The organism is Providencia sp. PROV200, assembly GCF_049901995.1.
In the GTDB taxonomy this organism is placed as follows: Bacteria; Pseudomonadota; Gammaproteobacteria; order Enterobacterales; family Enterobacteriaceae; genus Providencia; species Providencia rettgeri_E.
Window position 1 is genome coordinate 489583 of sequence record NZ_CP096307.1, and the last position, 26579, is coordinate 516161.

Genomic DNA, 26579 nt, shown 5'->3' on the forward strand with positions numbered 1-26579 from the left:
GATGATAATGTTACCCGTAACTTGTTACCGGTAACAAATGCCGGTTTTTAACTAAAGCCAGGACAATAGTGAATATCTGAGGAGTTTCCTATGAATGATACCCAAAAACAAAACTATACATTTGTACTAATGGGGGTATCGGGTAGTGGTAAATCTGCTGTTGCTGCCGGTGTTGCACAGCAATTACAGGCTGCCTTCCTTGATGGTGACTTCCTTCACCCTAAATCAAATATTTTAAAAATGGCATCGGGTCACGCATTAAATGATGAGGACCGTAAACCTTGGTTAGTCGCATTAAATAATGCCATTTTTGCAATGCAAAGAACCAATAAGGTATCGCTGGTGGTTAGCTCCGCACTGAAAAAAAGCTATCGCGATATCTTAAGAGAGGGGAATCATAACCTCTATTTTATTTACCTAAAAGGTGATGCGGTTGTTATTGAAGAGAGATTGAAAGCACGTAAAGGGCATTTCTTTAAGCCTGAAATGCTGAAATCGCAATTTGATGCTTTACAAGAACCTGGTGCGGATGAACCTGATGTGCAGGCTGTTGATATTCGCCCATCCTTAGAGAACGTGATTGAAAATACGTGTTCTACTATTCGTAAGATTGTCGCTGGAGATAACTAATGAATACCCCAGAAACATTAAGCACACTAACGCTCGTGCTAACGGCTGTTGGCTCTGTCGTTTTACTGCTCTTTTTAGTGATGTATGCTCGTTTACACGCTTTTGTCGCGCTCATGATCGTTTCTATTGGGGCGGGTTTATTCTCCGGCATGCCAGTACAGCAGATCACTGAAACCATGCAAAAAGGCATGGCGGGGACCTTAGGTTTCCTTGCTATCGTAGTCGCTCTCGGGGCAATGTTCGGTAAAATTTTACATGAAACAGGGGCATTAGATCAGATTGCGAATAAGCTACTTAACCTGTTCGGTGAAAAGAATGCGCATTATGCCGTGGGTGTCGCAGGGCTGGTTTGTGCGCTACCGCTCTTCTTTGATGTAGCTATTGTGTTGTTAATCGGTGTGGTGTTTGCAGTAGCGAACCGTACAGGTCATAACGTTGTTCGCCTGGCTATCCCTCTATTTGCGGGTGTTGCAGCCGCCGCAGCGTTTTTATTACCGGGGCCTACACCCATGTTAGTAGCATCACAAATGGGTGCAGATTATGGCTGGATGATCTTAATTGGTCTGTGTGCCGCTATCCCTGGCATGATTTTAGCAGGGCCGTTATATGGTAAATTTATCAGTAATTATGTTCATATTGATATCCCTGCTGATTATCAAGCACCAAATACAGAACATGGCAAAATGCCAAGCTTTGGTTTCAGTCTGTGCTTAGTGCTTTTCCCATTGGTATTAGTGGGCTTAAAAACCATCGGTACGCATGTCGTTGAAAAAGGTTCTACATTAGAGCACTGGTTAGAATTTATTGGCCACCCTTTCACAGCCTTACTGTTAGCGTGTTTACTGGCAATTTATGGCTTAGGTTTCCGCTATGGTATGGATAAAGAAAAAGTCATGGCGATTTGTTCTGCCGCTATCCAACCTGCTGGGATCATTCTACTTGTGACTGGTGCGGGTGGCGTATTCAAACAAATTTTAGTGGACTCCGGTGTGGGACCTGCATTAGGTGACTCTTTAATTGGTGCTGGCTTGCCGATAGCGGTTGCTTGCTTCGTATTAGCAGGTGCTGTACGTGTTATTCAAGGTTCTGCAACCGTTGCATGTTTAACTGCGGTAGGTTTAGTGTTACCTGTTATCAGTGAGTTAGGCTACTCAGGTGCACAATTGGCAGCGTTAGCCGTTTGTATCTCAGGGGGGTCTTTGATCCTAAGCCATGTTAATGACTCTGGTTTCTGGCTGTATGGGAAATTTACTGGCGCGACAGAAGCTCAAACCCTCAAAACTTGGACTGTCATGGAAACTATCCTTGGTACGACAGGGGCAATTGTCGGTATGGTGTTCTTTATGTTCTTGTAATATGTGACATAAAAATATAATCAAGGCGCCCACTATCAAGTGGGCGTTTTTGTTTATTAGCTTAAACTAATTTTAGGAATGATAATTTCATTGTGGGGTTGTGGGGCATTAATATGTTTAACATGGCTCGGTGATAACGCAATGTGCTTCGTAAAAAATGAGGTCAGCCCTAAGTCATGAGTAGAAAAGAAAATAATTGATTTATCTAATTCAAACTCTTGTTTCACTAATTGTAGAAATGCGAGGGCATCAGAGGTCGCCATAAAGGATGTCGATTCGTCTAGAAATATCATTTCAGGTTGTTTTATCAATGCAAGAACGAGCTGTAACTTTTGTTTTTCCCCTGTAGAGGCAGCAATGTCAGTGACGAGTGTATCATCTAACGTTTCTTTGCTAATCAGTAAAGTTGGGCAACATAATTTGGTAAGGCGGACAATGATGTTGTTATCGAATACACCGTAGAAGTTAAAATTGTCACGAATACTGCCATGAATGAATGTTGAAATACCATTATGGTAGGCAATTTTTTCTGTTAAAAAGGATTGGGAAATCTCATCGATACCAATGCCATTGATTGCTATATCCCCTGATGAGTATTCTGAAGTCCCACATAATGCTTTCATTAGTGATGTCTTTCCTACTCCTGAAATACCTGTAATACCGATAACATCCCCAGATTTGGCTTCAATATTGAGCTGGTTAATGATGGTTTTACCGTGAATATTAACGCTAAGATTTTTTGCACTAAAATGCGTTATCGAATTCATTGTTATGCCATCAGTTTTGAAATGGATGAGTGGATTGTTTTTTAGCTGCTCAATACTGGATTTGATATGAAATAGATGTGTTTTCACCATGAATAAGCGATTAATTGCACTTGTAATTGCACCTGAAAGTCGACCATTAATGATCATGACCGCGATAACGGAAGCCAAACTTAAACTCCCTTCACCAATAGCTAAATAGCTAGCCACGTACATTACAATCATGGATAAAAACGTATTTACTTTGATGATTTCCATCCAATGGTGGTTGGCCTCATTCAGTTTTAATTTTATTTTTTCATCTTCATTGGTTTTTATACTGATGTACTGCTTAAAGTGGTTATCTCTGGCGAAATACAGCTCATGTTTTTTCTGTTCTAAGGAGTAGTACATGGCTGATTTTTCATAGTTTAAGGTATTTGCTCGAAGCATATTTTTGTAGGAAAGAAAGCGGACATGTAGGCATAGAAAGATAAGTCCAGCGTAATAGCTTAATAGCAATAATGAATAAAAACCTAGCATGCCAAAAATGCAGAATGAAAATAAAATGGCTAATCCGATATCATAAATGATTTGTGGTTTGATTTCCCATACCTGCAAGATCGACGCTTCGGCGGTCCTCACCTTAATGGAGGCACTTTTACAACTCGATTGTTTTAATAAATTAACGAAATAACGGTTAAAAGTGCTGATGTTAAGCTTTATTTTTTTTGTGTTCTGTTCATGAATAATATGTTTAATAAAAAACTCTAAGCCAATAACAACAATGAAAATAAAACTAATATACAAAAGTGAGCTTATTGACTCACTGTAAACTAATCGTGAGTTAAAAAGATTTGAGTATAAAGGTAATAACAGCGCAAATACGATTAAAGGTAATGAAAATAAATTTGATTTTGGCGTTAATTTAATCAGTGATGTGTATATGCTCTCTTCATTTAATGTGTTTTCACTCGCTTGGAATGAAAATAAGTGTTTACTTTCAATTAGTTGTTTTGTTATTGCGGTGTCGGTTGTTAGATTGGTTAGCTGGCCCCTATGATTCTTAATAATAATGTATTTTCCATTTTCTATCTCCATAATAAAAAGGGCTGGTAGGTTCTTGTCACTAAAATCAGAAAGAGAAACATATTGATAAGTGAAAAAATCATTATTAATAAACTCATTAATATTATTTAATATATATTTATTATCATACGATAGAGCTGGAGAAGTAAATGGCTCTCCTAATATCTTAAAGTATTGGTTAATGGCATCATGGAAACTACTTTCTTTCATTTTCTTCACTCTTCAGGAAGCAAGCGTTAACACCTTGATTATCTTCAATAGGTTTCAAGGCTTTAATGTGTACATTAGGCGTGCTTTTTTTAATTAATACTGTGTTATAAATGGTGTAGGTCATTGCTATATCAAAAGAGATGTTATTTCCATAACTGCAATAAATATCGATAGATTTAACTTTTTTACTATCAACGAATTTGATGGTGTCATGGCTAAATATTAACGACTTCATGATGTCATTACCTTTGTGACTTTCATTATTTATAGACGAAGACGTCTCTGTATTATTATCATCAATTCCGACAAATGCCGCTTTGCCTTTGTTTTTTTCAGCAGCCATCGTACTTGACAACACATTTGCTAAAAGTACGGCCATCAATAATGTCATAGTTGCTACGGCAGCGGATAATGCAGAAATAAAACCTAACATAAGTCACCAAACGTTAAATGTAATGTTATCGCTAATTAATGCGGTTAAATAATGAAGCACTGAAATCTCTTTACTCGAGATATAGAGCATCACTGGTAGGCCATCATGTTCTGGAAGGAGCACAGTATTTTGTTCCGGTGTAATTTGTACGGAATAATAGCGTTCTTGGTTAGCTCGTTCCCTGTCACTAAAGGAGTCAGCACTGATTTTTGTGACTTTACCGTTAATGATTTTTTTAAATCCAGGGGAGTTCACCACAATTTTTGCAGGCAACTGTTGTGTTATAAAAGGACGATATTTCGCTAATACTTTTCCTTCAATGACCCGTGTATCTTGTTGTTTTTTTATTACCATGACTAAATTTGAGGCTTCAACGTAAGAGCCTTTTTCTAAATCTTTTTCGATACTTAATACAACGCCATCCGCTGGCGATAACACACTGTTCGCTCTTATTTTATTGCGAAGTAGTTCCATCTGTCCGCTGTTTTCCAATCTCTCTTTTTTTAGCCGATTAAGTAGCGTTTCATTTTCTTGTATTTCACCGATAAGCCGCGCGGTATATTTCTTTTCTAACAGTGAAATTTCTCGTAATAGCCCTTGAGCATTTAATTCACCAGATGTTATCAGCGCAGTGGTGCGGCTGATTTCAGCATTATTATTGAGTTTTTCAATTTCAGGTGCTCTTGCATTTTTCAACAGTGAGGCCTTCTTTTTTAAAATATTAATCTGATTATCTAATTCACTGGATTCTTTTATTTGTGAGATATATTTGTCCTTTAAATTGCTTATCTCCATGTGTAAGAGAATGTGGCCATAGAGCTCTCTATAAGCACTTAACGTTTTGCTTTGCAGGCCCTTTGCAAAGAAAAAATATTCGGATTCTGTATTTATACTTCCATCGAGGATCTTATTTAATAGTTTTTTATTTTCTTCTAGTTCATTAATGCGTTCATTAGCAAAAGTAACAAGATTGGTTAAGGTTTTTTCTTGATGAAATGCATCTAAATTCGTATAGGAAAATAAAATTTGGTCTTTTTCTACCTTATCACCGGTTTTAATAGCAAATTGATTAATAAACCCAGATGCAGGACTCACTATTTCTAGCCGGTTGGAGACTCCTGAAATAATCCCCTCACCTGGAGAGGATATTTCTATCTTGGCTAATATAATGTACCCGACAAATAGGGATGTGATACCTAGGAATATTTTTAGTTTTTTAGGGATTTTGTTCAGTTTATTTAGATAACGTTTCAATTTCAGTGAGTTTCCCTGTTAATTGGATGTATTCCATCTTGTTTTTCATATCAGCAATCATTAATTCAGCTATGCGTCTTTCCATTGTTAACATATCAAATAGCGTGTTCACCATTTCATAGAAAGAGGACTGTGATATTTCATATTCCCTTTGTTGGCTCTTAATTATCGAACGCATTGTCTTACGTTGTTCATGTAGCCCTATAAGTTCAGTCATATTTGAGTTGGCAATTAATTTTAAATTTTTAATTTTTGCTGTTGATTCTTTGTATTTATAATCAGCCTTTCCTTTTGTTGCTTCATACAGTTTTAATTGCGATTTTTCATTCAGTATTTTATCGAGGTCAAAGACATTTAGTTTTACCTCCATTCCCATGTAAGATTCGTTACGACTTCTCACGTGGTCAACAAATCTTTCTTCAGCGATAACATTGACATTCAAGAAAGGATTTTGTTGATATGCATTTTCCTTCATTGCGTCAGCTTGCATGCGTAGCAAGTTATATTCGCTATTTTGTTGCGCATCCTCACTATCAATAATGGTTGTTTGTAATCTTTTCAGTAAATTTTCTGGTACCTGTACGCCTTTAGACGGAAAGGTAATCCCTGATAAAAGCTCAATATTTGACTTGTATTGTTCAATCTCTTTTTCTATATTTTGCAGTTCTGTTTCAATTCGTTGCATCAATAAAGAGGCTTGTTCAACATCACTGTATTTCGCTATGCCACTTTTATATCGGTGAGTAATGAGTTTAAAGATGTTTTTCGCATTATTATTTAAATCAGTGGTTGTTTTTGTTAGCTCATTGAGATAATAAATACCAATTAAGTTATTAGTTGTTGAAGTGTAGAGTTCTTCTTTTTCTTTATTCAGTGAAAGTGCTGATATTTTTAACTTTAAATTTTTTTCATTAAATCTATGGGTTAACGTTGTATCATAGATTAATGAGCTGGCGGTAATATTACTGCTAGTACTGCCATCATGGCTTTTTACTTTTCCTGAGGCTGAGACCTTAGGAAGGTAATAGTAATCGGTTTGCTTTGCTCTGAGGTTTTCAGCATCTAACTCTAATGACTTTATTTGAATTGGATTAGAGTTTTTTAATACTCGGCTAATAAAACTTTGAAAATTTTCTACATCTTGATTTGCTAAACCATAAGATGGTGATAATAAAGTTAATAAAAAACCTAAGGTGATAAGGCGCATTTTTTTACTCCATTGATAATACGGTTAATAGTTTTTTTCTGCTCTCAATGGTATTTTCTTTTAGCCATTGTGTTGTTTGATCTATCTTTAATATTTCTTCTGATATTTTTTCATTGTCATTTCTTTTGTTTATTTTTTCTTCTAGTAAGTAGATGGCTAATTTTCTTTTCCAATCGTCGTCAGCTTCTTTTATTGACTGTAGAACGGCTAAGTGATCTTGTGTTGTGATGGATAAAGCTGAGAGGTGTGAAGAAATATCTGCCGCAAGTTCATTATTATCGGTCACAGAAATCATTTTTTGCGCCATACCGATGTTCACACTCTGTAATGTGTTCAGTGTTTCTTGAATGCGATTAAGCTCTTCAGAGTAGTTTGCAGAGGCGTGCTGCTTCGTTTTTTTAGTTTCTTTTTGGTAAAAGAAATGAAAAAAATTCAAACTAACTAACAGTAGAACAGAAATAGAAACCCCAAGAATGGACGTTAAGAATGCAAAAGACATTGAATTAAGTGCCAATGAGATAGATGAAATCATGGCATTCATTTTTTCTGAGATATCCCCATCTCCTCCAAGGGAGGCCGAAATCGCAGTGATCATCCCTGTTAACCCAATGAATGTTCCAATTAATCCTAATGATACAGTGACGGATGCGGATAATTTAGTTTGGTTCGAAAGTAATATATAGTGACTTTGTTTATTCCTATTGAATAACCGATGAAATAAAAAAATAATTAAAGGATAAATATAAATCCCAATCATGGTGTAACTGATTTCAGGAGCAAGCAATAGGCATTGCTGAACCATTTCACGTACCGATTGCAGTAAAAAGCAAGCGACAAATGTTGCTGCATAAAAAAATAATCCAAGATAATACATGTTATTTGTAATCCCAATAAATGCATGAGTTCCAACCGGGGCAATATTCACTTGTTCCTTTTTTTAGAACAATTTCTTTATCAATACCCAGATTTTTAATTATTGATGCCATATAAAGAAGGTTATAGGTGTTTTTTTCTTTGCTGTGACTGACTTTATCGTTGATGTAGCCACTGATAATTATTTTATTGCTTTTGTTTTTGGATATTTCGTTTTTTATTAAAGAAATATCATTGTTTGATAAATGAATTCCACCTTTAAAATAAAGGCGTTTATTCGGTATGTCTATTTGTATTTTTTCAAAGTTTAACTCTCCATAATTAATATAGGTTTCTGCAGTTTTCATTCCGCTAAAAATAAAAACCATAGAAACTAAAATGATTATGCACAATGTCCCACTTAACCCGTCAACCATCGGGGCTAGTTCTTCATCAGAGTTCTCATTATCATCTTCCATTGTTTGACTCTTTCAATTTAAAAACGACTTTGCTAATTCATGCTTTTATTATAATCGCAATTTAAATGAACTCACTGGAATTTGAGCTCAAAAAAAAAGAATGTCAGACCACTTTATATTAAATGACATTTTATTTTTAATTAAATGGATATAATTGGTTTCATTAACGGCAGCGTGTGATTGTTAGCTGATAACTCCATTTATGAATATAATGATATAGAACATGACAGATAAAACTATTACCGATAAATTAAAAAACATAGAAATCCAAAAGTTTAAAGTCCAAGGGCTTGATTTAATTGTAACTAAGCCTGATGGTTCTATTGAGAACATTAAAAATGGGTTGTCTGAAGTTATTTTAGGAAATATGACACTATTGACTGAGCAAGGAGCGATTCTTTCACAAGATGAGATTCTATCATCAATAACCTTAAACGTGGGGGCCGATGCTGTTTATATCAAAGAGCAATTAACGAGTGATGTTGTCGAATATACGGACAATCAAGACTCAAAAAATATGAGTGAACAAGTAGACAGTGAGGAGCAGCCAGATAATGACCGACAAGACGAGGAGCAAAGATTTAGTCAAAAACTGGCAGAGTTAAATCAAAAAAATCAACAATTAGAAAAGACACTTCAGGCCTTGTCTTCGGAGAATGACGAAAAAGAGATATTACTTAGTTCATCTTTAACAAAGCTGACAGAAGCGAAAAAACAGCTAAATAAAAAAAACAAAGCAGAAAAAGCACAGGGAGAAGACAACGACTTAAGCTTTTCTCCGCCACCCGCCCCCGTGGCTACGCCAATAAGTACTTCGTCATCATCCTCTCAGTCTGCAAATAAGCCTGCAACAGCCCCTTTAATATCTAAACCGATTACACCGGTTTTTATTCAGGGGAAACTCAGTGAAGAGTCTGACTCAGGGAGAAAGGGCGATAATATTACCCATATTAATACTCCGACATTGACAGGGGTTGTCTCTCCCGATAGTCAGGCTTATCTCACAATTAATAATAAGAAATATCCGGTCACTGCAGATAAAGACGGGAAGTGGTCATTAAAAATTACAGAACCGTTAGAAGATAAGATATATGAATATTCATTAGTGGCTTCCTCCGGTGGCGGTAAGACTGTGACGGTGAACAGCCAATTTGAAGTGGACACGCAGCTTGATAACCTCTCTGTTAGTCTTGATGGGCATCCGAATATCGAAATGTTAGGGGGGAGACAAACGAATAATCAGGTTCCTACTTTTGCTGGGAAAACCGAAGCTGGCAGTTCAGTAACACTAGCGATTGCAGGACAAACATTATCGACAGTCGCTGATGATAAGGGCGGGTGGCGAATTACGGTCGAGAAACCATTGGCTGATGGGGTATCAACCTATCAGGTTACCGCAGTGGATGTAGCGGGTAACCAAAAAACTATCACCGAGGCTGTGACCATCAAAACCTCCCTGCCCGATGCAAGTGCACTACTTGATAACTCAGCGGTTTTCTTGACCAATAAAGTGACTCCAATGTTGTCGGGAAAAACAGATCCTAACGCCAATATCATCGTTCAGGTCGCTGGAAAAGAGTATTTCGCCAAAGCCAATGAGCAAGGTGATTGGTCACTCACCATCAATAATAATCTAGCGGATGGTTCACATGTATTGAAGGTTAAGGTAACAGACAGCGTAGGAAATCAGGGCATATCTATTCAGAGCCTATTAGTCGACACCACTCCCCCCGCTGCACAAGCTAAACTGAGTGAGAGCAGCGATTCGGGTAGCAAAGGTGACTATATCACCCAACAAAAAGCCGTCATATTGGAAGGGGAAACCAAACCGCAATCGACAGTAGTTATCCAGTTTGCGGGGCAGGAGTACAGCGCCACTTCGGATAAAGACGGGCACTGGGAAGTGCCATTACCGGCAGTGAAGCAAGACGGTGTGTATGATTATCAGGTTAAAGTGACAGACACCCTCGGAAATACCGGAGCCTCTAAGGGGCAATTTACCGTAGATTCTCAGGTTGATAGCTTATCTGCTGACCTTGATGTGCAGTCTGATAGTGGCGATATTGGCGATAAAGTCACCAAAGAGACGCGCCCGCACTTTACGGGAAAAGCCGAAGCGGGTAGCCGTATTGAGTTGACGATTGATGGGCAACAGCTAAAAACATTTGCTGACAGCCATGGAGATTGGGCGGTGGCGGCTCAAGAAGTGTTAACAGACGGTACATATGATTATGTGGTGAAAGCCACGGATGTGGCAGGTAATGAGGTTGTGATCACGGAGTCTATACAGATAAAAACCACATTGCAGCCCACAATTTTACAACTCAATAATCAGTCTGATTTTATCACTAATCAATTGACCCCCATGCTGTCAGGGCAATCCGAGCCTTACGCCAAAATACAGGTTTCATTGAGTGGAAAAAGTTACTCAATGGTGGCAGATGCGCAGGGCGCTTGGTCGTTTATAGCGACGTCGTTAGTTACGTCGGGAGGTCACCCACTCAAAGTGCAAATCACCGATATTGCTGGAAATAGCGAAAAAATCAGCGAGACGGTATGGGTAGACACCACTCCCCCCGCTGCACAAGCTAAACTGAGTGAGAGCAGCGATTCGGGTAGCAAAGGTGACAATATCACCCAACAAAAAGCCGTCATATTGGAAGGGGAAACCAAACCGCAATCGACGGTCATGATCCACTTTGCGGGGCAGGAGTACAGCGCCACTTCGGATAAAGACGGGCACTGGGAAGTGCCATTACCGGCAGTGAAGCAAGACGGTGTGTATGATTATCAGGTTAAAGTGACAGACACCCTTGGAAATACCGGAGCCTCTAAGGGGCAATTCACCGTAGATTCTCAGGTTGATAGCTTATCTGCTGACCTTGATGTGCAGTCTGATAGTGGCGATATTGGCGATAAAGTCACCAAAGAGACGCGCCCGCACTTTACGGGAAAAGCCGAAGCGGGTAGCCGTATTGAGTTGACGATTGATGGGCAACAGCTAAAAACATTTGCTGACAGCCATGGAGATTGGGCGGTGGCGGCTCAAGAAGTGTTAACAGACGGTACATATGATTATGTGGTGAAAGCCACGGATGTCGCAGGTAATGAGGTTGTGATCACGGAGTCTGTACAGATAAAAACCACATTGCAGCCCACAATTTTACAACTCAATAATCAGTCTGATTTTATCACTAATCAATTGACCCCTATGCTGTCAGGGCAATCCGAGCCTTACGCCAAAATACAGGTTTCATTGAGTGGAAAAAGTTACTCAATGGTGGCAGATGCGCAGGGTGCTTGGTCGTTTATAGCGACGTCGTTAGTTACGTCGGGAGGTCACCCACTCAAAGTGCAAATCACCGATATTGCTGGAAATAGCGAAAAAATCAGCGAGACGGTATGGGTAGACACCACTCCCCCCGCTGCACAAGCTAAACTGAGTGAGAGCAGTGATTCGGGTAGCAAAGGTGATTATATCACCCAACAAAAAGCCGTCATATTGGAAGGGGAAACCAAACCGCAATCGACGGTCATGATCCACTTTGCGGGGCAGGAGTACAGCGCCACTTCGGATAAAGACGGGCACTGGGAAGTGCCATTACCGGCAGTGAAGCAAGACGGTGTGTATGATTATCAGGTTAAAGTGACAGATACCCTTGGAAATACCGGAACCTCTAAGGGGCAATTTACCGTAGATAGCCACGTCGCCCTGAACGCAGGCTTAGATCTGGCAAGCCAAGAGAATTCGAATGCTTTGATAACTAACCTAAAACGTCCTCAAATTAGTGGTACCTCCGACCCTGAAAGTAAAATTACTGCTGAGTTTAAAGGGAAAATTAAAACGGTTTATGCAGATAACCAAGGAAAATGGTCTCTGACTTTTGATGTCGATGCGGATGTCGGTAAGGATAACCACTACAAGGTTGTCGCAGAAGATGCCGCAGGTAACCAAAATACAATTAATCAGAGCTTTACGTACCTACCTCCCTCATTAGAGGGGGGGAATGCGGAGCTTCCGACGCTTATCGCTACATTAGGTGCGGCGTATGATAGTGGAAAGAAAGGTGACTATATCACCAATATCAAAGCGCCTAAGTTTACCGGAGTTGCTACTGCAGGGGCTAACATTACACTGGTGATCGGGAATGAAAGTTTTCCGGCTGTGGCTGATAAAGTGACTGGTAACTGGGAAATTCAAGTCAAAGAGCTAGCGGAAGGAAATAGCCAGTACCTTGTAACGGCTGAACACCCAGTAAATGGACAAACAACAGATATCTCTGGAAATATATTTATTGATACCACTGCTCCGGTGTCCACGATTGAATTAAGTACAGAAACGGATACTGGAACGAAAGGAAACTTTATTACTGCACATCGCAACCCTGTATTTACGGGAAAAGGAGAGCCGGGGTGTAAAGTCATATTGGAATTAAATAATGAGTCGATTCCAACGACTATCGATAATAATGGCAAATGGAGCTTAAAGCTTTCCAATGAATTACCAAAAAACTTTACGGGTGATTATAAAATTACCGTTACGGATGCGGCAGATAACCAATTTGAAAGAATAGGTACACTGATAATTAATGCAAATCCACCAGAGATAACGGATGCAGCTCTGGCTTCACCTTGGACGAAAGGTAAATTCTATGGTGAGAAATCGACGAATGACTTAGAAGCAACATTCACAGGAAAGGTAACCCCGGGTGCAAGTTTAAAATTTAAATTTAGATTAAGTAAGAAAGATGAGCATATTTTTTCCATCACCGATATTGATAAAGATGGAAATTGGTCTTTTCGCTTACCTTCAGGTTTCCTTAAAGAAGATCGCCGTTATGACCTTGATCATATGTCATTAATCGCTACGTCTCCAGCTGGGTTGACGGTAGAAAAGGCGATTGAGGAAAAAGGCATTCAAATAAAGGACAGTGTTTTAAAGGTGGGTTTTCAAGTGGCTGCAGAGTCGAGTAGCACAGGAGAAGTTGATAATTTACTGAGTTCAAGTCGTTCACCGAAGTTACAAGGGGGGATCTCAGGATCGTCTGATAGGGATGAACTTAAAGGAACCATTTTTATTGGCGGGAAAAACTACTCAGTAGATTTTGGTAAAAGCAGAACTTCATGGAGTTTTAAGGTCCCCGATGATGTTCAACTTCCACTAGGAGAAGTTCCCTATACGCTTAAATTTAAAGATGTTTATGGTTCGGTAAGGGAGTTTTCTTCTTCTGTATTTATCAGTGACTTTAAGTTTTACCTTGACCCAGATACGGATTCTGGCCAAATCGGTAACCACTACACCAATCATAAGAAACCTGTTTATAAGGGTAAAATAACAGCCGGTGGCACGATCTCAGCGAAAGTAAATGGTCATAATTATCCTATTCAAGCAAATGAGAAAGGAGAGTGGCGTTTCGAAGTGCCTATTAAAGGGGATGGCGCATACCATATTACTTTTGTTCAAGATGATGGCACCGTTTCAGTAGGACAAACAACTCTCAATATACTCACGACAGAACCCGTATTTAATGGCTTCGAGATTGTTGATAAGCAGCTTCATGCAGGCACAAAAGTTGCGAATGTCGCGGATCCTAAATTGGTTTTCACTTATCATGGAAACATGGATTATTACCTGATCAGCGTGAATGGAAAAACAACGCGGCATAATAAGCTACAAAATAAATACAATGGTTCTAAAACGGTGTTTGCTAATGAATTAGCCTTACCTGACGGTGAGCATGTGGCAAAAATAACGGCTTTTGATATCGCCGGTAATAAAACTGAACATGAGGTGATAATTAAAGTGCTCAGTGATGAGTCTGGTAATGTCTCTCCAAGTATTGAATTTGGCGTGAATGGTAAGCAACTCGTTTCTGAAAAAGACGGCAAACTACTTTTCAACCAAAATGACTTAACACTGATGGGGACAACAAGTGTTGCCAGTCTGGTTACCATCAAAGATACAAATGGAAAAATACTGGGTACGGCAAAAGCCAATAATCAGGGGATTTGGCAAATACAATTACCCAATGATATTGTCCCTGTCGGTATTCAGGATGGTGAAAATATTAAACTATCGGTTACGGCAAAGGATTTAGTTAATCGTGAAACGCAGTTTGAGTTTGATTTGGTGTATGACATTACGCCTCCAGAATTAACTGGGGAAGTGAATGAGATGCTGAATGGGACTAATGTCTTGAATAGTAGCCAACCCACGTTTAGCGGAGAAACTAAAGCCAATGCAGACGTCAGTTTGACGATCAATGGAAATATTTACCATACGACTGCTGATCATGAAGGGAACTGGCAGTTTACATTACCTGCAGAAAAGTCACTTGCTGATGGCACATACTTTTATGAAATAGAAGCTAAAGATGTGCTTGGACAAATAAACCAGCACAAAGTATCCGATAACTTTGTTGTAAAAACAGTTGCCTCAGTGACTGGGGAGCTCGAACCTGATTTAGACTCCGGTGCTAAGGGCGATAACTGTACCAATATCAATAAGCCCATATTTAGTGGAATTACTGAACCAAATGCAGAAATTCGATTGGTTTTCGATAACAAAGTTTCTTTAACGTTTGTCGCTACTGCCAATGAGAAAGGCGAATGGACGCTCCCTGTTGATATTGAATTGAGTGATGGTCTTCATGAGTATGTTATTTTTGCAAATGATAAGATTCAGGGGATTAAAGGCCAAGTTTCAGGGCAATTGGTGATTGATACATTAGCGCCTGACTACCTGATTGGCGGTGTTGTAAACCCTGTTAGCTTGACGACTCAACAGGATATTTTAACCGATGTCTCTAACCTGACTTTTGCAGGAATTGCAGAGCCTGAAACTCATGTACGGTTAACGATTGGTCAACGGGTTTATACCGATATTAAGATGAACGAACGCGGTGAGTGGGCGTTTACTTTACCTGATGCACTAAAAGATGATGATTATCATTATCTAATTGAGGTAACGGATATTGCGGGTAACATTGGTACACAACGTTTAACCGGAACAGTGACCGTTGACACGACACCCCCTGAGATAACGGAATACGGCCTAGATCCAATGACTGACTCAGGTTTATTAAATGATGGCGTAACTAACCATAATCAGCCAAAATTCAGTGGAATAACAGAACCTAATGCATTGGTTGAGATCACTATCAACCAAAAAACATACCAAGAGAGCGCCAATGAAAAAGGGGTATGGACAATTCCTGTAACAGAGGCTCTGAGTGATGGCGCTTATGATTACCTTATTAAGGTGAAGGATAAAGTCGGTCATAGCGCGGTAAAAACAGGGCAAGTCATCATAGATACTAAATCACCTGAATTGAGTGGGAATTTAGATGACTCAACGAATACAGCGGATAAACAGGATGAAATTACCAGTATCAATACGCCAAAGTTCAGTGGTGTAACAGAGGCAGATACCATGGTATTTCTGACGATTGATAATCAAACCTATCAGCAAAAATCAAATGAAGTGGGCCGATGGGAAATCTCGATGGATAGCCCATTAAAGGATGGCATTTATGATTATGAAGTCAATGTATATGATCAGGCTGGAAATCAGGCACAGGTTAAAGGGAGTATTACGATTTATTCTGATTTACCAGATGCAACCGTAACTCCAGGGCCAACCGATAATAGTGATGTTACTCATGTTGATATTCCTCCGATAGATACCACATTGGTACCACTAGATATTGATAATCACTATTTTTAGTCAAACGGAGCCTTACCCTGAAATGGTGAGGCTCAAGTTTCGATAGGAGATGATGTGAAGAGATATCGGGTATTAAAGCAGAGGGTAATTAAGGTTTGGTTGGGAATGAAAACTTTTAAATGCCAGTAAGAAATAAGGGACATCATCATAGCCGACTTCTCGGGCGATACGTGTCATCGGCATATTTTCCGTTCTCGATAATATCATCGCTTTATTCATTCGGGACATTAAGCTAATCTTGGAAAAATTCGTATATTCACTGGCGAGCCTTCGTTTAAGGGTTGAAGAGCTCATATGGAGTTTTTTCGCGATAGTATCTAGGGTATGACACTGTTTTCCAGCGCTATGAAAAATTAAGTCATACACTTTGTCTTTTATCGAAATATTTATTGATGCATACAATGTAGAGGTAAATTCATTCACTAATAAAAAAAATGACAGAATAAAATTTAAATGAATATGAATCACATTATGGTTGCTAGGGGCGCTAATTTCTTTAATCGCAGAGTGAAATACATCTTCAATAATCGGGTTTTCATGCAAGCCAGTGCAACAAATTTGGCTTGTTGAGACGTTTTTTTTCTTATTAATAAACAATTCGGCATGCTGTTGATAAAAGGATTTCAACATATCTGTGGTCATTGGAAGGACATCGATAGCCAGTCGATTGTGATTATCACGATTGATTATTTCAATTGAAGATCCTTTGGGGAGAAAACAGATATCTGAGACTGTCAGCGTTTGCCATGGGCCTTCTTCTATCCGCATTTCAATTTCACCTGAACTCACTTTAAATAGTAGTGAGTGCGTTAGATAAAAGCTATTTTTTATTTTATTGGATAGGGTTTCAATATAAGAATGAAACGATTTCACACAGAAATTAGTCGACATTTTTGAACCTAAATAAATATTGTCTACGATTGCTACCGTAAAGTTATTCTGGTTGTGTCAAAGAATTGTTCACGGCTTCCATATTGTTAATAACAAACCATTAGCTTGTATAAGCTAAAATACGATTTGCTATTACCTCCTGATTTAATAAGCATCAACGTTAGCGGTGGTTTATTAAAAGGAACGTAGGGATACTAATTTTATGTAGGGGATATTGATTTAATTAATGGTCACGATTTTTTATGTTTTTTAGAGGGAACAATGAATTCGCAATTAGTCAGTAGTATTCCGAGAACTGTGTTTTTAACATATTGTTTTTATTTAAAATAGTCATTCCAAATTTAATGTCGGAATTGAATTTTTAGGATAATAAGAAGATAAGTAAGAAAAAAGCCAAAGGGAAATGACAACGATCAGGCGATAAATATAAAAAAAGTGCAAATAAAAAGGCAGGGGCATTGAAGATACCGCTGCCTTATTGTGTGTTAAACCAATAATTAATTTAATAGTTGGCTTAACTGGCTATATAGCCCTTGCGCACTCTTCTTATAACCTTCGGCAGAGAGATGCACATTGTCTGGTCGGGCTAAATCTTGTGCTGCCCATGTGCGAATTGAGCAAGGGCCACCCATAAAGGCTTGCCAGTCCCAAAATAACGTATTTTCTTGAGCGGCCACCGCCTTTTGAATTTGAATCACGCTCGTTAAATTCACTGGCATTTGAGCTTGGCAACTCGCTGCATCATTAAATTTAAGTGAATCATTCGGGCCGACAAGTAAAATAACGCTATTTGGCATTTGTTGGCGAATTAAGCGAATTTTAGCGCGCAAATTTTGCTCGTAAGCGGCTAAATCTAACGTATCGTTAAAAGCCTCATTGGTTCCATAGGCTAAAATCACCATGTCAGGGGACATTTGTGCTAAGGTTTCGCTCCACTGTGGCTGCCATTTATCTGCCATACTCAATGTTGCACCATTGAGCCCCAGCGCGGAAAGCATAACTCCTGGCTTTTGTGAACGCACTAACCATCCACCGATTTTTAGCCCATTTCCTTTATTAACGGTAACTTGAGCTGGAAGCTGGGTATTGACAGGCGACGAAAATACCCATTGATTTCCTGTAGCGGGCAATGCCACGTTAGGGGAAACCGCAGGAGCAACACGCATTTGTGAATCACCTGTGCTTTGGTATAGAGTTTGTAGCTGATAAGCCCCTAACGCAGGCTGTAAAGGCTTGAGCACCACTTTGCTATTAGCGGCTTGTGGCTCGGCGATTAGCCCACCGAGTGGGTAATCAAAGCGTTCATCTTTACGGCTTGAAGCCAGTGACCACTCTTTCTTTTCGCTCATACGGTTAATGGTTGCTGTTCGTTGTCCTGGTACTGAAATTGGCGGAATAAAACCTGGGCCTGCATCACCATAACGTTGCTGAAGCAATGTTCTTAAATTGCCACTGAAAAAGTCAGCAGCAGTGTGTGAATCACCAATTTGGACGATGTGTACTTGCTGGTTACCTTGGCGCAACTTATTCGCCAACTGTGGCAAATTAGGCTCTGCGTTATTGACCAACTGTCCTTGTGTAACCGCTGGCTGACTTTTAGGCAAGCTAGTTTTGCGAGTTTTGTCTGATGTGTTCTGGCAAGACAATAAGCCCAGCGACAAAAGCGCAATCACGCCACCCGCCAATATTTTGGACTTAGCTTGACACAGTTTGTTCAGTTTCATGAGGTTCCTTTTCTTCCTCTTCTTCGAAATGAATGAGTGAGAATACTTTTTCAGCGATCAATTTTTGACCTTTTCCGCTGAAATGGATCCCGTCACCACTTCGCAATTTAATTGTACTGCTTGCATCACCGATATAGTCAGAATAGGTGTCGCCTTGGTATTTAAAGACATCATTGACTGAAAAGTAAATTTCACCGTTATTCTCAACTTCAGATTGGTAGAGGCTACTTAAGAATTTCATACCATCGGAGAGCGCATTTTTACGCATATTAGGTGGACCAACCCAAATAACATCAACATTGTGCTGGCGAGCGGTTGATACTATATCATTAATCCGCTCACGGTACACTTTTTCCCAATTTTCACTTTTAAATTTGACGTATTTAGAACCCGTTTGTGGGGGCATATCCCAAGGGTCGTTAGGCCCTAAAAAAACCACTAAAACCTTAATGTTGGGGTTATCATTCAATGCCTTGGCAATGGTTTGGGGCCAATTAAAAAAGCGTGGATATGCCAGCCCTGTACTTTGTTTGCTTAGATTAATGCTATCGATATTATATTTTTTCAAGAGCATGTTTTTAACATGTGGAGCGACGCCTTGCATCATGGAGTCCCCCGTAAACAGAACTTGTTGGCCTTTTTCGATATTGGCAATATGTTTTGCCACTATTGGCTGTTCTTTCTTGATTGTAAAACCACCAAAGCTAATTTTCTGGTTTTTCTCCCAAGCTTGTGGTCGTTTCAGCCGTTCAGGGAAGGTAACCGATAAGCTTTCAGCCGGATAAATATAGCCATTTACGAAGTGAAGACCAATTTGAAACTCTTTGGGGAAATTGAGTTTTTTATCTTTATTGGCGAGTGCGAGCGCCGCGGCTTGTTTGTCTTCCTGCGCTTTTTGTCCTGATGCGTAGTAAGTGAATAGGCTTCCTGCCTCAAGCGCGCCATCATGTAAGTAAGCGCCATAATCCCAGATAGGATTACCTGCCATTTTCGCCCATGGGGTATCTTGGTGATATTTTTGTTGCCAAAATCGCTCTAGCGAGCTTTGATTCAACCAAACTAATAATAGGCCAGCAATTAGGACAATAAATAAAATCTGGCCAACCTTGATTAGGGTATTTTTAAACTCAGAAGTTAGCATAAATAAACCCCGGCATACCTGAAGGAGAAAGCATAAACATAATGGTTAGAATGATCGCGAGTGGAATAGGGTAATAATACCAAGGAACGGTTTGGTATTTTTTTGCCACATAATGGTAGCCTTGTACAAAATAAGGGTAGGCAATCAGCAGTAGCCAAAATGCGACTAATAACCCTAAGCTTGCATTAATAGAAGCGATAAAACCAGGGGCAATGATTTGATTGACCATTAACAGTGCATCATCAAATGAGGCGCTACGGAAAAAAATCCACGCAAAACAAACGAAATGGAAAGTTATAATTCGTGATACCCAAACTGATAATGTCTTATTCGGGATCACTTGGGTCCATCCTAGTTTTTCCATGCATAAATTCTTGAGATTAAGTAACACAATCCCTAATCCATGAATGGCTCCCCAAACTACAAATGTCATTGCTGCGCCGTGCCATAATCCTGAAATGACCATCGCAAGGAATACATTGGTGTTCATACGGCTAAAACCTTTACGGTTACCGCCAAGAGGAATATAAACATAGTCGCGAATAAAGGTCGATAAGCTGATATGCCAACGGGCCCAAAACTCTTTTAAATTTGCAGCTAAATAAGGGGCGTTAAAGTTAACAGGGACCCTGAACCCTAATAATAACGCGATACCTGTCACCAGATTGGTATAACCGGAAAAGTTAAAGTAAATATTCCAAGCATACGCATAGGTTGCTACTAGGATCTCCCCCGCACTGTAACCCACGGGAGCGTCAAAGACTGGGTTGACAAAGTTTTCAGACAAGTACGAGCTAAATAAAAACAATTTCACTAGCGCTAATGAGATAAGCAATATGGCTTTTCGAGGATCTAAAACCTCACGGCTTTCCGCTTGTATTTGGGGAAGAAAGTTCTTCGCGCGGTTGATTGGCCCAGCGACAATACTCGGAAAAAATGCAAGATACAATGTCACGTCAAAGAAATCGGCTTTAGGAATTTCTTTTCGACAAACCGATACGGTATAGCTGACTGAGTGGAATACATAAAAGGACAGCCCAAGTGGTGCAAGTATTTCCAATATAGGAAGACCAACACTAAAACCAAATTTGTCGAGAGTCTGCTGAATAGTCTCTTGGAAGAATGAGTAATATTTAAAGGTGGTAAAGAAGCCAACAATGACCGCGGTAAGAATACCGTATATCCATCTACTCGAAAGCCAATTAGTTGCCACATTGGTAAGCAAATAAATAATCAGTGTGTAGCTAAATAAAATATAAGCAAAGTCAGGGCTAAATGAATAAACAAAAAAATAGCTAGCAGTGATTAATAAGCCATTCTGTAGTTTTGCACTGGGCTGACAACCCCAATAAATAAGAAAAAAAATCAAGAAAGAGCCAAGAAACTCAAAAGAGAAGAAATTCATATTAGACTCAAAGATGTTAATTATTTTGTTAGAAGGTTAGGGTATATGATATTTGATCTCTTTTTCTATGCAATCAGAATATTGCTTGTCATATTGCTCGTCATATTTCGAGCAGTGACTTTGTTGGCTACGTTCAGCTACCCTAGTCACATACTTATGTATGCTCCTAGGGATATCCTCTCTTGCCACCTCGCCATCACTCGAACTATTTAGAGCAATAGAGTAAATCTAAAAATTAAATTGGTTGAATGAGTAAAGTAAGTTCAATGCGGTTTGTGAGGGATAAAAAAAATCCACTTAACGAAGTGGATTTTTTATGTCTTGTACCTGGTGATACAACATTAAATGCGAGTGGCTGCTCTTTGTTGAGCTTGTGTAATCAATTCTTCATTACTCGCGTACATCTCTTGTAAATAGCGGTTATAGGTTGAACCTAACTCTGAGTACCCTTTCATATCATTAATTAGCTTTTTCGTATCCAGCTCATCTTTTGATAAACGCTGTTTTGCTCGTGAAGTTCGTAGAGATTCATAAGCGTTATGGGTATTCATGTTTTTCATATAAGCAGTCACGGTATCTTCTACAGAAGAATATGTAGAATAGCCTTTAATCTTTCCTTTTTTGGTCTGGCAGCCACTACCGCAGCGCATACCAAATAAGTTACCGTTTTGCAGAGCGAGTTGTGATGTCCCCCAACCAGACTCTGTTGCTGCTTGTGTTGCAACTAAGTGTGTTGGCATGATGTCGACACGACTCAATAGTTTGTTCCAATTTAAACGTTTTGGATTACTACATTTCATACCATAGCTATTACAGATTTGTTCAAGACGGCGCAACTCTTGGGCGCTCCACTTCTTGTTAGCTCGTACTGATAATAACCAAGTACGTTCAGCCATAATCTGTTTATTCACTTTTTCAATAACAGGGACAACCGTTTTCAAAAATGCTTTCTTTCGAGGCGTACCAGAAGGGTATTTGCGTAAATCAGGAAGTGAGGTTTTAGCCTGACTTACATTCTGTTGCACAGTTTTATTAGTATACTCTTTATTGAGCATTGTGCTGGTACTGGTGGAGCCCATACTCAGGCTCGAAAATAAAAGTAAAAATAAGAAAGCGAAGACGGCGTTTGTCCTCATCGTTCGAGAGGGCATTTGCTTCTCCTAAGTATCTCTGAACAAAATTCGAGCGAATATTAGCAGATTAATTTTTCACGAGCTACATTTATCCGGGTGACATTAGGGAAACTTCTGTATTATTTTGTAGACTTTTTTGCATTATTATGAATCAATTGATTTTAAATGGTGTAAAGTTTCTATTGGTATATTTTCACATGAAGAATAATAAATTAAATTGTTTATTCCCGTAGTACTGGGGCTTTACTTAAGCTAAATTTGATTAAAAAGAGTACAATTCATGTAGTTATTGTAGGGTTATTTTGTCTGAAAAATAAGCAATCAGAAGGCTGTTTTTTAATCAAAATGAGGTCTTCATCGTTTTATTAAAGTCTATCGAGGCGGTAAAAGTGAAATAACATTATTATCTGCAAATGAGTAAAAAGTGACATTTAACTTAAAATTCTAAGTGCAGTAATGTTAGGACAAAGTCCGATAAAGCGATTTACATAGATATCACAAATCTGCTGATTAAGGTTTTAAAACTTGTTGCAGTAAATCTTGTTGCTTCGCATCTTCCGCCAACTGTGGAAAATCTGCCACCGTCCAATAAGAGATAGGCTTGGGAAGTTGCTTCATATTGTCAGTAGGGAGCAAGCGCAGTTGCGCGAGTAATGACAAATCATATTTGAGGTAGCGATCGGGCAAGGTTAAACGTAAACCTTCAGATGGCATAATTTGTGGGGGCATCAAAGGATAACGTTGGTCACTTGTATGGTAATCTCTTGTTAAAACAAGAAATTTCTCCGGTACCCTACGGTAACTGTTCCACCACAAACCATCAACGCTATCAAATGTTTTCCGCGTGGTTTTTCTATCTTTGCTACCGAGCTGGTGAAGTGCTAGCGGAAGAATATTTTCCATAGACTGAGAGTAAGTGGCTAAAGAGCTTGCTCGGCCTTGTAGGATCAAGGTTAAGGCCAGACGAGAACCGAGTAAATTTGAGTACAGGTCTTCAGGAGAAAATGCAGAGATCCCTTCAGAAAAGCCGGGTACAGATTGATAACCATACCACTGCGCAATTTCATGCCATACAGCAAGCTGGAAAGCTAGTTTTGCAGCTAAATAGGCACTTAGGGTATAACGCTGCTCAGCAGATTGTGGTGGTTCAAATGCACTGAAATGTATTTGCCTATCCGCTAGCTCTTCATTAAGAGACAGCGACCATTGTTGACCAAGGCGTGGATAAATTTGGCTAAATAAGTAAAAAGTATAATCTGCAGTATCTCTGACATGGGAAATATCAATAAACCCGCTTTTATCTGTATAGAGTAAGCCTATTTTTTCATTACTGAGCCCCATTAATGCAGCAGAGGCACCTAAAAAACTGTCATTATAATGGTGTTCACCAAGGCTATCCGCTTCAACGATATTATCGATAGTGTAAAACGGCACTGGGAGTCCCCATAGTTCAGCTTGCAAGTTGTAGCCAAAAGCGCAGCAAGCCCGTAAACCTTGTGGAGGGGCTAAGGAAGTAATAACAGGCCATGCTTGTGAGGCCTCCTCAACGGTATAAGGGGTAACGACTGGCTCAATAGTGGGCAATTCTAGTTTGTCGTGGCTTTGGCAGGCGGCTAATAAAAGTGCAATCCCTATTGGGGTAACCCATTTGAACATTAGAATGCCTCCCCAACCTGAAAGTAGATCCCAGTACTGTTACGACCGATACCTAAGTCTAAACGGACATTCATTCTTGGTTTAAATTCAAAACGATAGCCTACACCAACGGTGGGTAACCAATGCCCTTGGCCTAATTCGGACGCCGTATCACTCATGGTTCCTGTTCCTAACCAACCCACAATACCATGGCGCCAATCGAGTTTATGGCGAAGTTCAATTTGACTGGTGAATATATTGTTATCACGATAGCGGCCTTCGTAATACCCGCGCATACGGTTACCATTACCGAGTAATGATAGCTGGTTCCACGGTACATTTCCGCTTGAAAACCTTGCATAATTGTCGAACGCAATAACAGTCTCTTCGGCTAACTGATGATAGTACGCATATTGCAATTGGGTGGTTTGAAAACGAGTGTCACTCCCTAGATTTGGGGCAAAATAGGTATAAACTACTTCGAAAGCTTGTCCTTGGTAGGCATTAGGCAAAAAATCACGAGTATCATAACTGTAATATGCACTGATGCCTGAATTTAATACCGAGCGACCCCCAATTGAATTGGAGAAATAATGTTTGGCGCCATCATCAGGATCGCTGGCGTTGATTGACGAAAAGTTCCAACCGAGCCCAACATAAGTAGAATCAGCCAGTTGGTATAAGGCTCTTGGGGTTATTTGGAACTCTTGGGAATGGTACTTTTCTTTATTGTGATCGTTTTTCCCTGCAGAATATCCCTTACCCCAATAATAAGTGGGAATATTGTTAATGGTACCGGAAACAAATAACCGCCATTGGTCGTTATCAATAAAATTGTAATTGGTAAAATTTAAGCCAAATGCACCTGTAGACGATGCAAAACCGCTTAATCCAATAGAAGATGGCTGGGTTTGTTTATCTTCTTTATCTATTCGATATAAACCAACCAGAGCGGTGCCAATACCAATGCCCATTTCGGGGGTATAAAATGGCCCCGGTAATATGCCCCAATCAACAGTTTTACTTTCATCAAAGCTATTTTCCCCACCGAGATCGTTTAGCCAGCCGTCGATTTGCTGGCGCTCAGGAAGAAAATCAGCTTTAGCAGGAAAAATAATAAAAAGGCTGAGCAAGGCCAGCCTTTGAATAATTGCCGAATGCCACATTAAAAACGGAATTCCCCAGAAATAAAGAAGCTGTTACGGTTGTTAAAGCCGATTTCGGTTAATACATTAAAATTTCGAGTCAGTTCAACTCGAGCACCAACGGTATTATTCCATTTATGGGCAAGATGCTGTTTAACATCGAATTTAACATTGCCTACTATGGGTTTCATTGCAGGATCATTCATGAAGAAATCAAGTTCTTCGGGAAGGTTCAATTTACTAACGTCACCTTTAAAACGCTGAGTGATATCTTGGTACATGGCACCAGTCCAAATTTGAACTTTGGTATTCCCTTGACCACTAATCAATGGCTCGAACACAAATTCGTATCCAATACGGGGTGTCATAACAAAAGCGGTAATATCACCATCTAAGATATCAAGGTTTGTTTTAGTGTAGTTTAGGTCTAATGTTCCAAAAAATTGGTTATATCCACCAGCAAAGGTTACCCCACCTCCGTATGTTTTTCCTTTAAAATCCAATGAAAAAGGTAAGTTCTCCCACATTGGGTTAGGTTGCCCTTTCATATATATACCAGAGATATTAGTTTTAGATGAACCTTTTGTTTTTCCATAAACACCGTAAATATTCATGAATGGTAGAACCCAAGCATCCAGCTTTAGCATATGTGATTCATTTTTTTCTCGGGTATGACCTGTTTCAACTAAAATGTTAGAAAGAAGGCCTTGTCCTAATCGTGTATCAGAGTTAAAGCCAATCTTATCGACGATAATGTCTTGGCGGAGATTCATATAACCATAACTTGCCCCAAAAGGTTCCGGTACATCATACCCTCGAGCACGGGCTTCATCGCCCCAAATCGGCAGTACTCGTGACTCTGAGGTAGAAGAACGAGTAATGCCGCCTTCGCTGTTATTTTGGGGTACTCCAGATTCACTTACAGAGACTGAAAATAATGGGCGATCGCTATCAGCAAAACTCACAGACATGCTCATGATAGAAGAAAGGATCAGTGCAGTACTGAATTGAATGCGTTTCATAAAATTGGCTCAATATTTGGACAAAAGAGAAGTGTAATAGATAAATTGTTATTAGTCGTACAGTGATAAATAGAATTCTATCATTAGAGGTCCATTTTTAGATGGCGCTTAATGCTTTTTTGTTGATATTTAAACCTAAATAAATGTGTGTTTATTGTTTATTTAAGAATTACCGCCCGAAAGGGGTAAAACAGGTGCCGATATCATAAACAGCATCGGCACTGAGCTGGTAAAGGCTATTTTTTAGTTTGCTGATGAAATTTAACTCGCTCATGAAAATAGGCTTTCAAATGGTCTTCCATTTGGTGAATTTTTTGTTCTAAGGCGTTGACCAACACTTCATCGCTGTTCATATCGAAAACGCGTTGCATTGCGAGGTCATCGACATATTCTTTTTGTGCTTTGGTTAAATCAGCCATATTTGAATTACCTTTATTGAAATAGAACTTTTTGCTTTATCAATTTAAAGCAAACTAAAGAAAGAGCATTATTGTGCCTCAGTCAA

18 protein-coding genes are annotated in these 26579 nt (G+C 39.4%); 3 read left to right on the forward strand and 15 right to left on the reverse strand.

All coding sequences use genetic code 11. The features are described from left to right. The first annotated feature begins 90 nt into the window (after positions 1–90). Together gntK and gntU are read left to right on the forward strand one after the other, a co-directional pair. Positions 91–630 carry a gluconokinase gene (gntK, locus tag M1E86_RS02170; protein WP_125894974.1) on the forward strand — a complete coding sequence of 180 codons (540 nt, stop codon included), beginning with the start codon at positions 91–93 and terminating at the stop codon, positions 628–630. Beyond that, positions 630–1985, forward strand: coding sequence for a gluconate transporter (gene gntU, locus M1E86_RS02175; protein WP_125894976.1), 1356 nt, complete (start codon positions 630–632; stop codon positions 1983–1985). Before gntK ends, gntU begins: the two co-directional genes overlap by 1 nt. Positions 1986–2041: 56 nt before the next feature. Here the strand turns inward: gntU and M1E86_RS02180 are convergent, their stop codons facing one another. The 6 genes from M1E86_RS02180 to M1E86_RS02205 all read right to left on the reverse strand — a co-directional run bounded on the left by M1E86_RS02180 (position 2042) and on the right by M1E86_RS02205 (position 8252). Then, the gene (locus M1E86_RS02180) at positions 2042–3373 is read right to left on the reverse strand and encodes an ATP-binding cassette domain-containing protein (protein ID WP_254879819.1); all 1332 of its coding nucleotides are present in this window, start codon (positions 3371–3373) and stop codon (positions 2042–2044) included. A gap of 640 nt (positions 3374–4013) precedes the next feature. Next, a complete protein-coding gene (locus M1E86_RS02185; protein ID WP_213914421.1) occupies positions 4014–4460 on the reverse strand; it encodes a hypothetical protein in 447 nt (148 codons plus the stop codon). Between the two features lie 3 nt (positions 4461–4463). After that, positions 4464–5714 carry an HlyD family efflux transporter periplasmic adaptor subunit gene (locus M1E86_RS02190; protein ID WP_213914420.1) on the reverse strand — a complete coding sequence of 417 codons (1251 nt, stop codon included), beginning with the start codon at positions 5712–5714 and terminating at the stop codon, positions 4464–4466. Further along, on the reverse strand, positions 5695–6921 hold the full coding sequence (locus M1E86_RS02195) for a TolC family protein (protein ID WP_213914419.1): 1227 nt from the start codon (positions 6919–6921) through the stop codon (positions 5695–5697). Before M1E86_RS02195 ends, M1E86_RS02190 begins: the two co-directional genes overlap by 20 nt. A 4-nt stretch (positions 6922–6925) precedes the next feature. Then, complete coding sequence (locus tag M1E86_RS02200) at positions 6926–7795, reverse strand: hypothetical protein (RefSeq protein WP_213914418.1); 870 nt, start codon at positions 7793–7795, stop codon at positions 6926–6928. A gap of 1 nt (position 7796) precedes the next feature. Next, a complete protein-coding gene (locus tag M1E86_RS02205; RefSeq protein ID WP_125894988.1) occupies positions 7797–8252 on the reverse strand; it encodes a hypothetical protein in 456 nt (151 codons plus the stop codon). Positions 8253–8475: 223 nt separating this feature from the next. Here M1E86_RS02205 and M1E86_RS02210 point away from each other — a divergent pair, with 223 nt between their 5' ends. Next, the gene (locus M1E86_RS02210) at positions 8476–15978 is read left to right on the forward strand and encodes an Ig-like domain-containing protein (RefSeq protein WP_213914417.1); all 7503 of its coding nucleotides are present in this window, start codon (positions 8476–8478) and stop codon (positions 15976–15978) included. A 72-nt stretch (positions 15979–16050) separates the two neighbouring features. Here the strand turns inward: M1E86_RS02210 and M1E86_RS02215 are convergent, their stop codons facing one another. The 9 genes from M1E86_RS02215 to M1E86_RS02255 all read right to left on the reverse strand — a co-directional run bounded on the left by M1E86_RS02215 (position 16051) and on the right by M1E86_RS02255 (position 26493). After that, positions 16051–16869, reverse strand: coding sequence for a helix-turn-helix domain-containing protein (locus M1E86_RS02215; protein WP_213914416.1), 819 nt, complete (start codon positions 16867–16869; stop codon positions 16051–16053). Positions 16870–17366: 497 nt separating this feature from the next. Continuing rightward, complete coding sequence (locus M1E86_RS02220) at positions 17367–18593, reverse strand: SGNH/GDSL hydrolase family protein (protein ID WP_125895237.1); 1227 nt, start codon at positions 18591–18593, stop codon at positions 17367–17369. Further along, positions 18565–19734, reverse strand: coding sequence for an SGNH/GDSL hydrolase family protein (locus M1E86_RS02225; RefSeq protein WP_213914415.1), 1170 nt, complete (start codon positions 19732–19734; stop codon positions 18565–18567). The genes M1E86_RS02220 and M1E86_RS02225 overlap by 29 nt, the downstream gene beginning before the upstream one ends. Next, positions 19721–21139 carry an MBOAT family O-acyltransferase gene (locus tag M1E86_RS02230; RefSeq protein WP_213914414.1) on the reverse strand — a complete coding sequence of 473 codons (1419 nt, stop codon included), beginning with the start codon at positions 21137–21139 and terminating at the stop codon, positions 19721–19723. Before M1E86_RS02230 ends, M1E86_RS02225 begins: the two co-directional genes overlap by 14 nt. Positions 21140–21480: 341 nt before the next feature. Then, positions 21481–22290, reverse strand: a complete 810-nt coding sequence (locus M1E86_RS02235) for a protein bax (protein ID WP_125895244.1) — start codon at positions 22288–22290, stop codon at positions 21481–21483. A gap of 492 nt (positions 22291–22782) precedes the next feature. Next, a complete protein-coding gene (locus M1E86_RS02240) occupies positions 22783–23928 on the reverse strand; it encodes a DUF4056 domain-containing protein (protein ID WP_213914413.1) in 1146 nt (381 codons plus the stop codon). Further along, positions 23928–25073, reverse strand: a complete 1146-nt coding sequence (locus M1E86_RS02245; protein ID WP_213914412.1) for a BamA/TamA family outer membrane protein — start codon at positions 25071–25073, stop codon at positions 23928–23930. Before M1E86_RS02245 ends, M1E86_RS02240 begins: the two co-directional genes overlap by 1 nt. Next, on the reverse strand, positions 25073–26074 hold the full coding sequence (locus M1E86_RS02250; RefSeq protein ID WP_213914411.1) for a hypothetical protein: 1002 nt from the start codon (positions 26072–26074) through the stop codon (positions 25073–25075). The genes M1E86_RS02245 and M1E86_RS02250 overlap by 1 nt, the downstream gene beginning before the upstream one ends. 236 nt (positions 26075–26310) lie before the next feature. After that, positions 26311–26493 carry a hypothetical protein gene (locus M1E86_RS02255; protein WP_102139173.1) on the reverse strand — a complete coding sequence of 61 codons (183 nt, stop codon included), beginning with the start codon at positions 26491–26493 and terminating at the stop codon, positions 26311–26313. Positions 26494–26579 lie beyond the last annotated feature (86 nt).

Bases quoted from the DNA above. Each gene is read 5' to 3' on its own strand.
- M1E86_RS02200 (WP_213914418.1), bottom strand. From the start codon at position 7,795: ATGTATTATCTTGGATTATTTTTTTATGCAGCAACATTTGTCGCTTGC.
- M1E86_RS02225 (WP_213914415.1), bottom strand. From the start codon at position 19,734: ATGCTAACTTCTGAGTTTAAAAATACCCTAATCAAGGTTGGCCAGATT.
- M1E86_RS02220 (WP_125895237.1), bottom strand. From the start codon at position 18,593: ATGAAACTGAACAAACTGTGTCAAGCTAAGTCCAAAATATTGGCGGGT.
- M1E86_RS02235 (WP_125895244.1), bottom strand. From the start codon at position 22,290: ATGCCCTCTCGAACGATGAGGACAAACGCCGTCTTCGCTTTCTTATTT.
- M1E86_RS02185 (WP_213914421.1), bottom strand. From the start codon at position 4,460: ATGTTAGGTTTTATTTCTGCATTATCCGCTGCCGTAGCAACTATGACA.
- M1E86_RS02245 (WP_213914412.1), bottom strand. From the start codon at position 25,073: ATGTGGCATTCGGCAATTATTCAAAGGCTGGCCTTGCTCAGCCTTTTT.
- M1E86_RS02240 (WP_213914413.1), bottom strand. From the start codon at position 23,928: ATGTTCAAATGGGTTACCCCAATAGGGATTGCACTTTTATTAGCCGCC.
- M1E86_RS02255 (WP_102139173.1), bottom strand. From the start codon at position 26,493: ATGGCTGATTTAACCAAAGCACAAAAAGAATATGTCGATGACCTCGCA.
- M1E86_RS02195 (WP_213914419.1), bottom strand. From the start codon at position 6,921: ATGCGCCTTATCACCTTAGGTTTTTTATTAACTTTATTATCACCATCT.
- gntU (WP_125894976.1), top strand. From the start codon at position 630: ATGAATACCCCAGAAACATTAAGCACACTAACGCTCGTGCTAACGGCT.
- M1E86_RS02215 (WP_213914416.1), bottom strand. From the start codon at position 16,869: ATGTCGACTAATTTCTGTGTGAAATCGTTTCATTCTTATATTGAAACC.
- gntK (WP_125894974.1), top strand. From the start codon at position 91: ATGAATGATACCCAAAAACAAAACTATACATTTGTACTAATGGGGGTA.
- M1E86_RS02205 (WP_125894988.1), bottom strand. From the start codon at position 8,252: ATGGAAGATGATAATGAGAACTCTGATGAAGAACTAGCCCCGATGGTT.
- M1E86_RS02230 (WP_213914414.1), bottom strand. From the start codon at position 21,139: ATGAATTTCTTCTCTTTTGAGTTTCTTGGCTCTTTCTTGATTTTTTTT.
- M1E86_RS02250 (WP_213914411.1), bottom strand. From the start codon at position 26,074: ATGAAACGCATTCAATTCAGTACTGCACTGATCCTTTCTTCTATCATG.
- M1E86_RS02210 (WP_213914417.1), top strand. From the start codon at position 8,476: ATGACAGATAAAACTATTACCGATAAATTAAAAAACATAGAAATCCAA.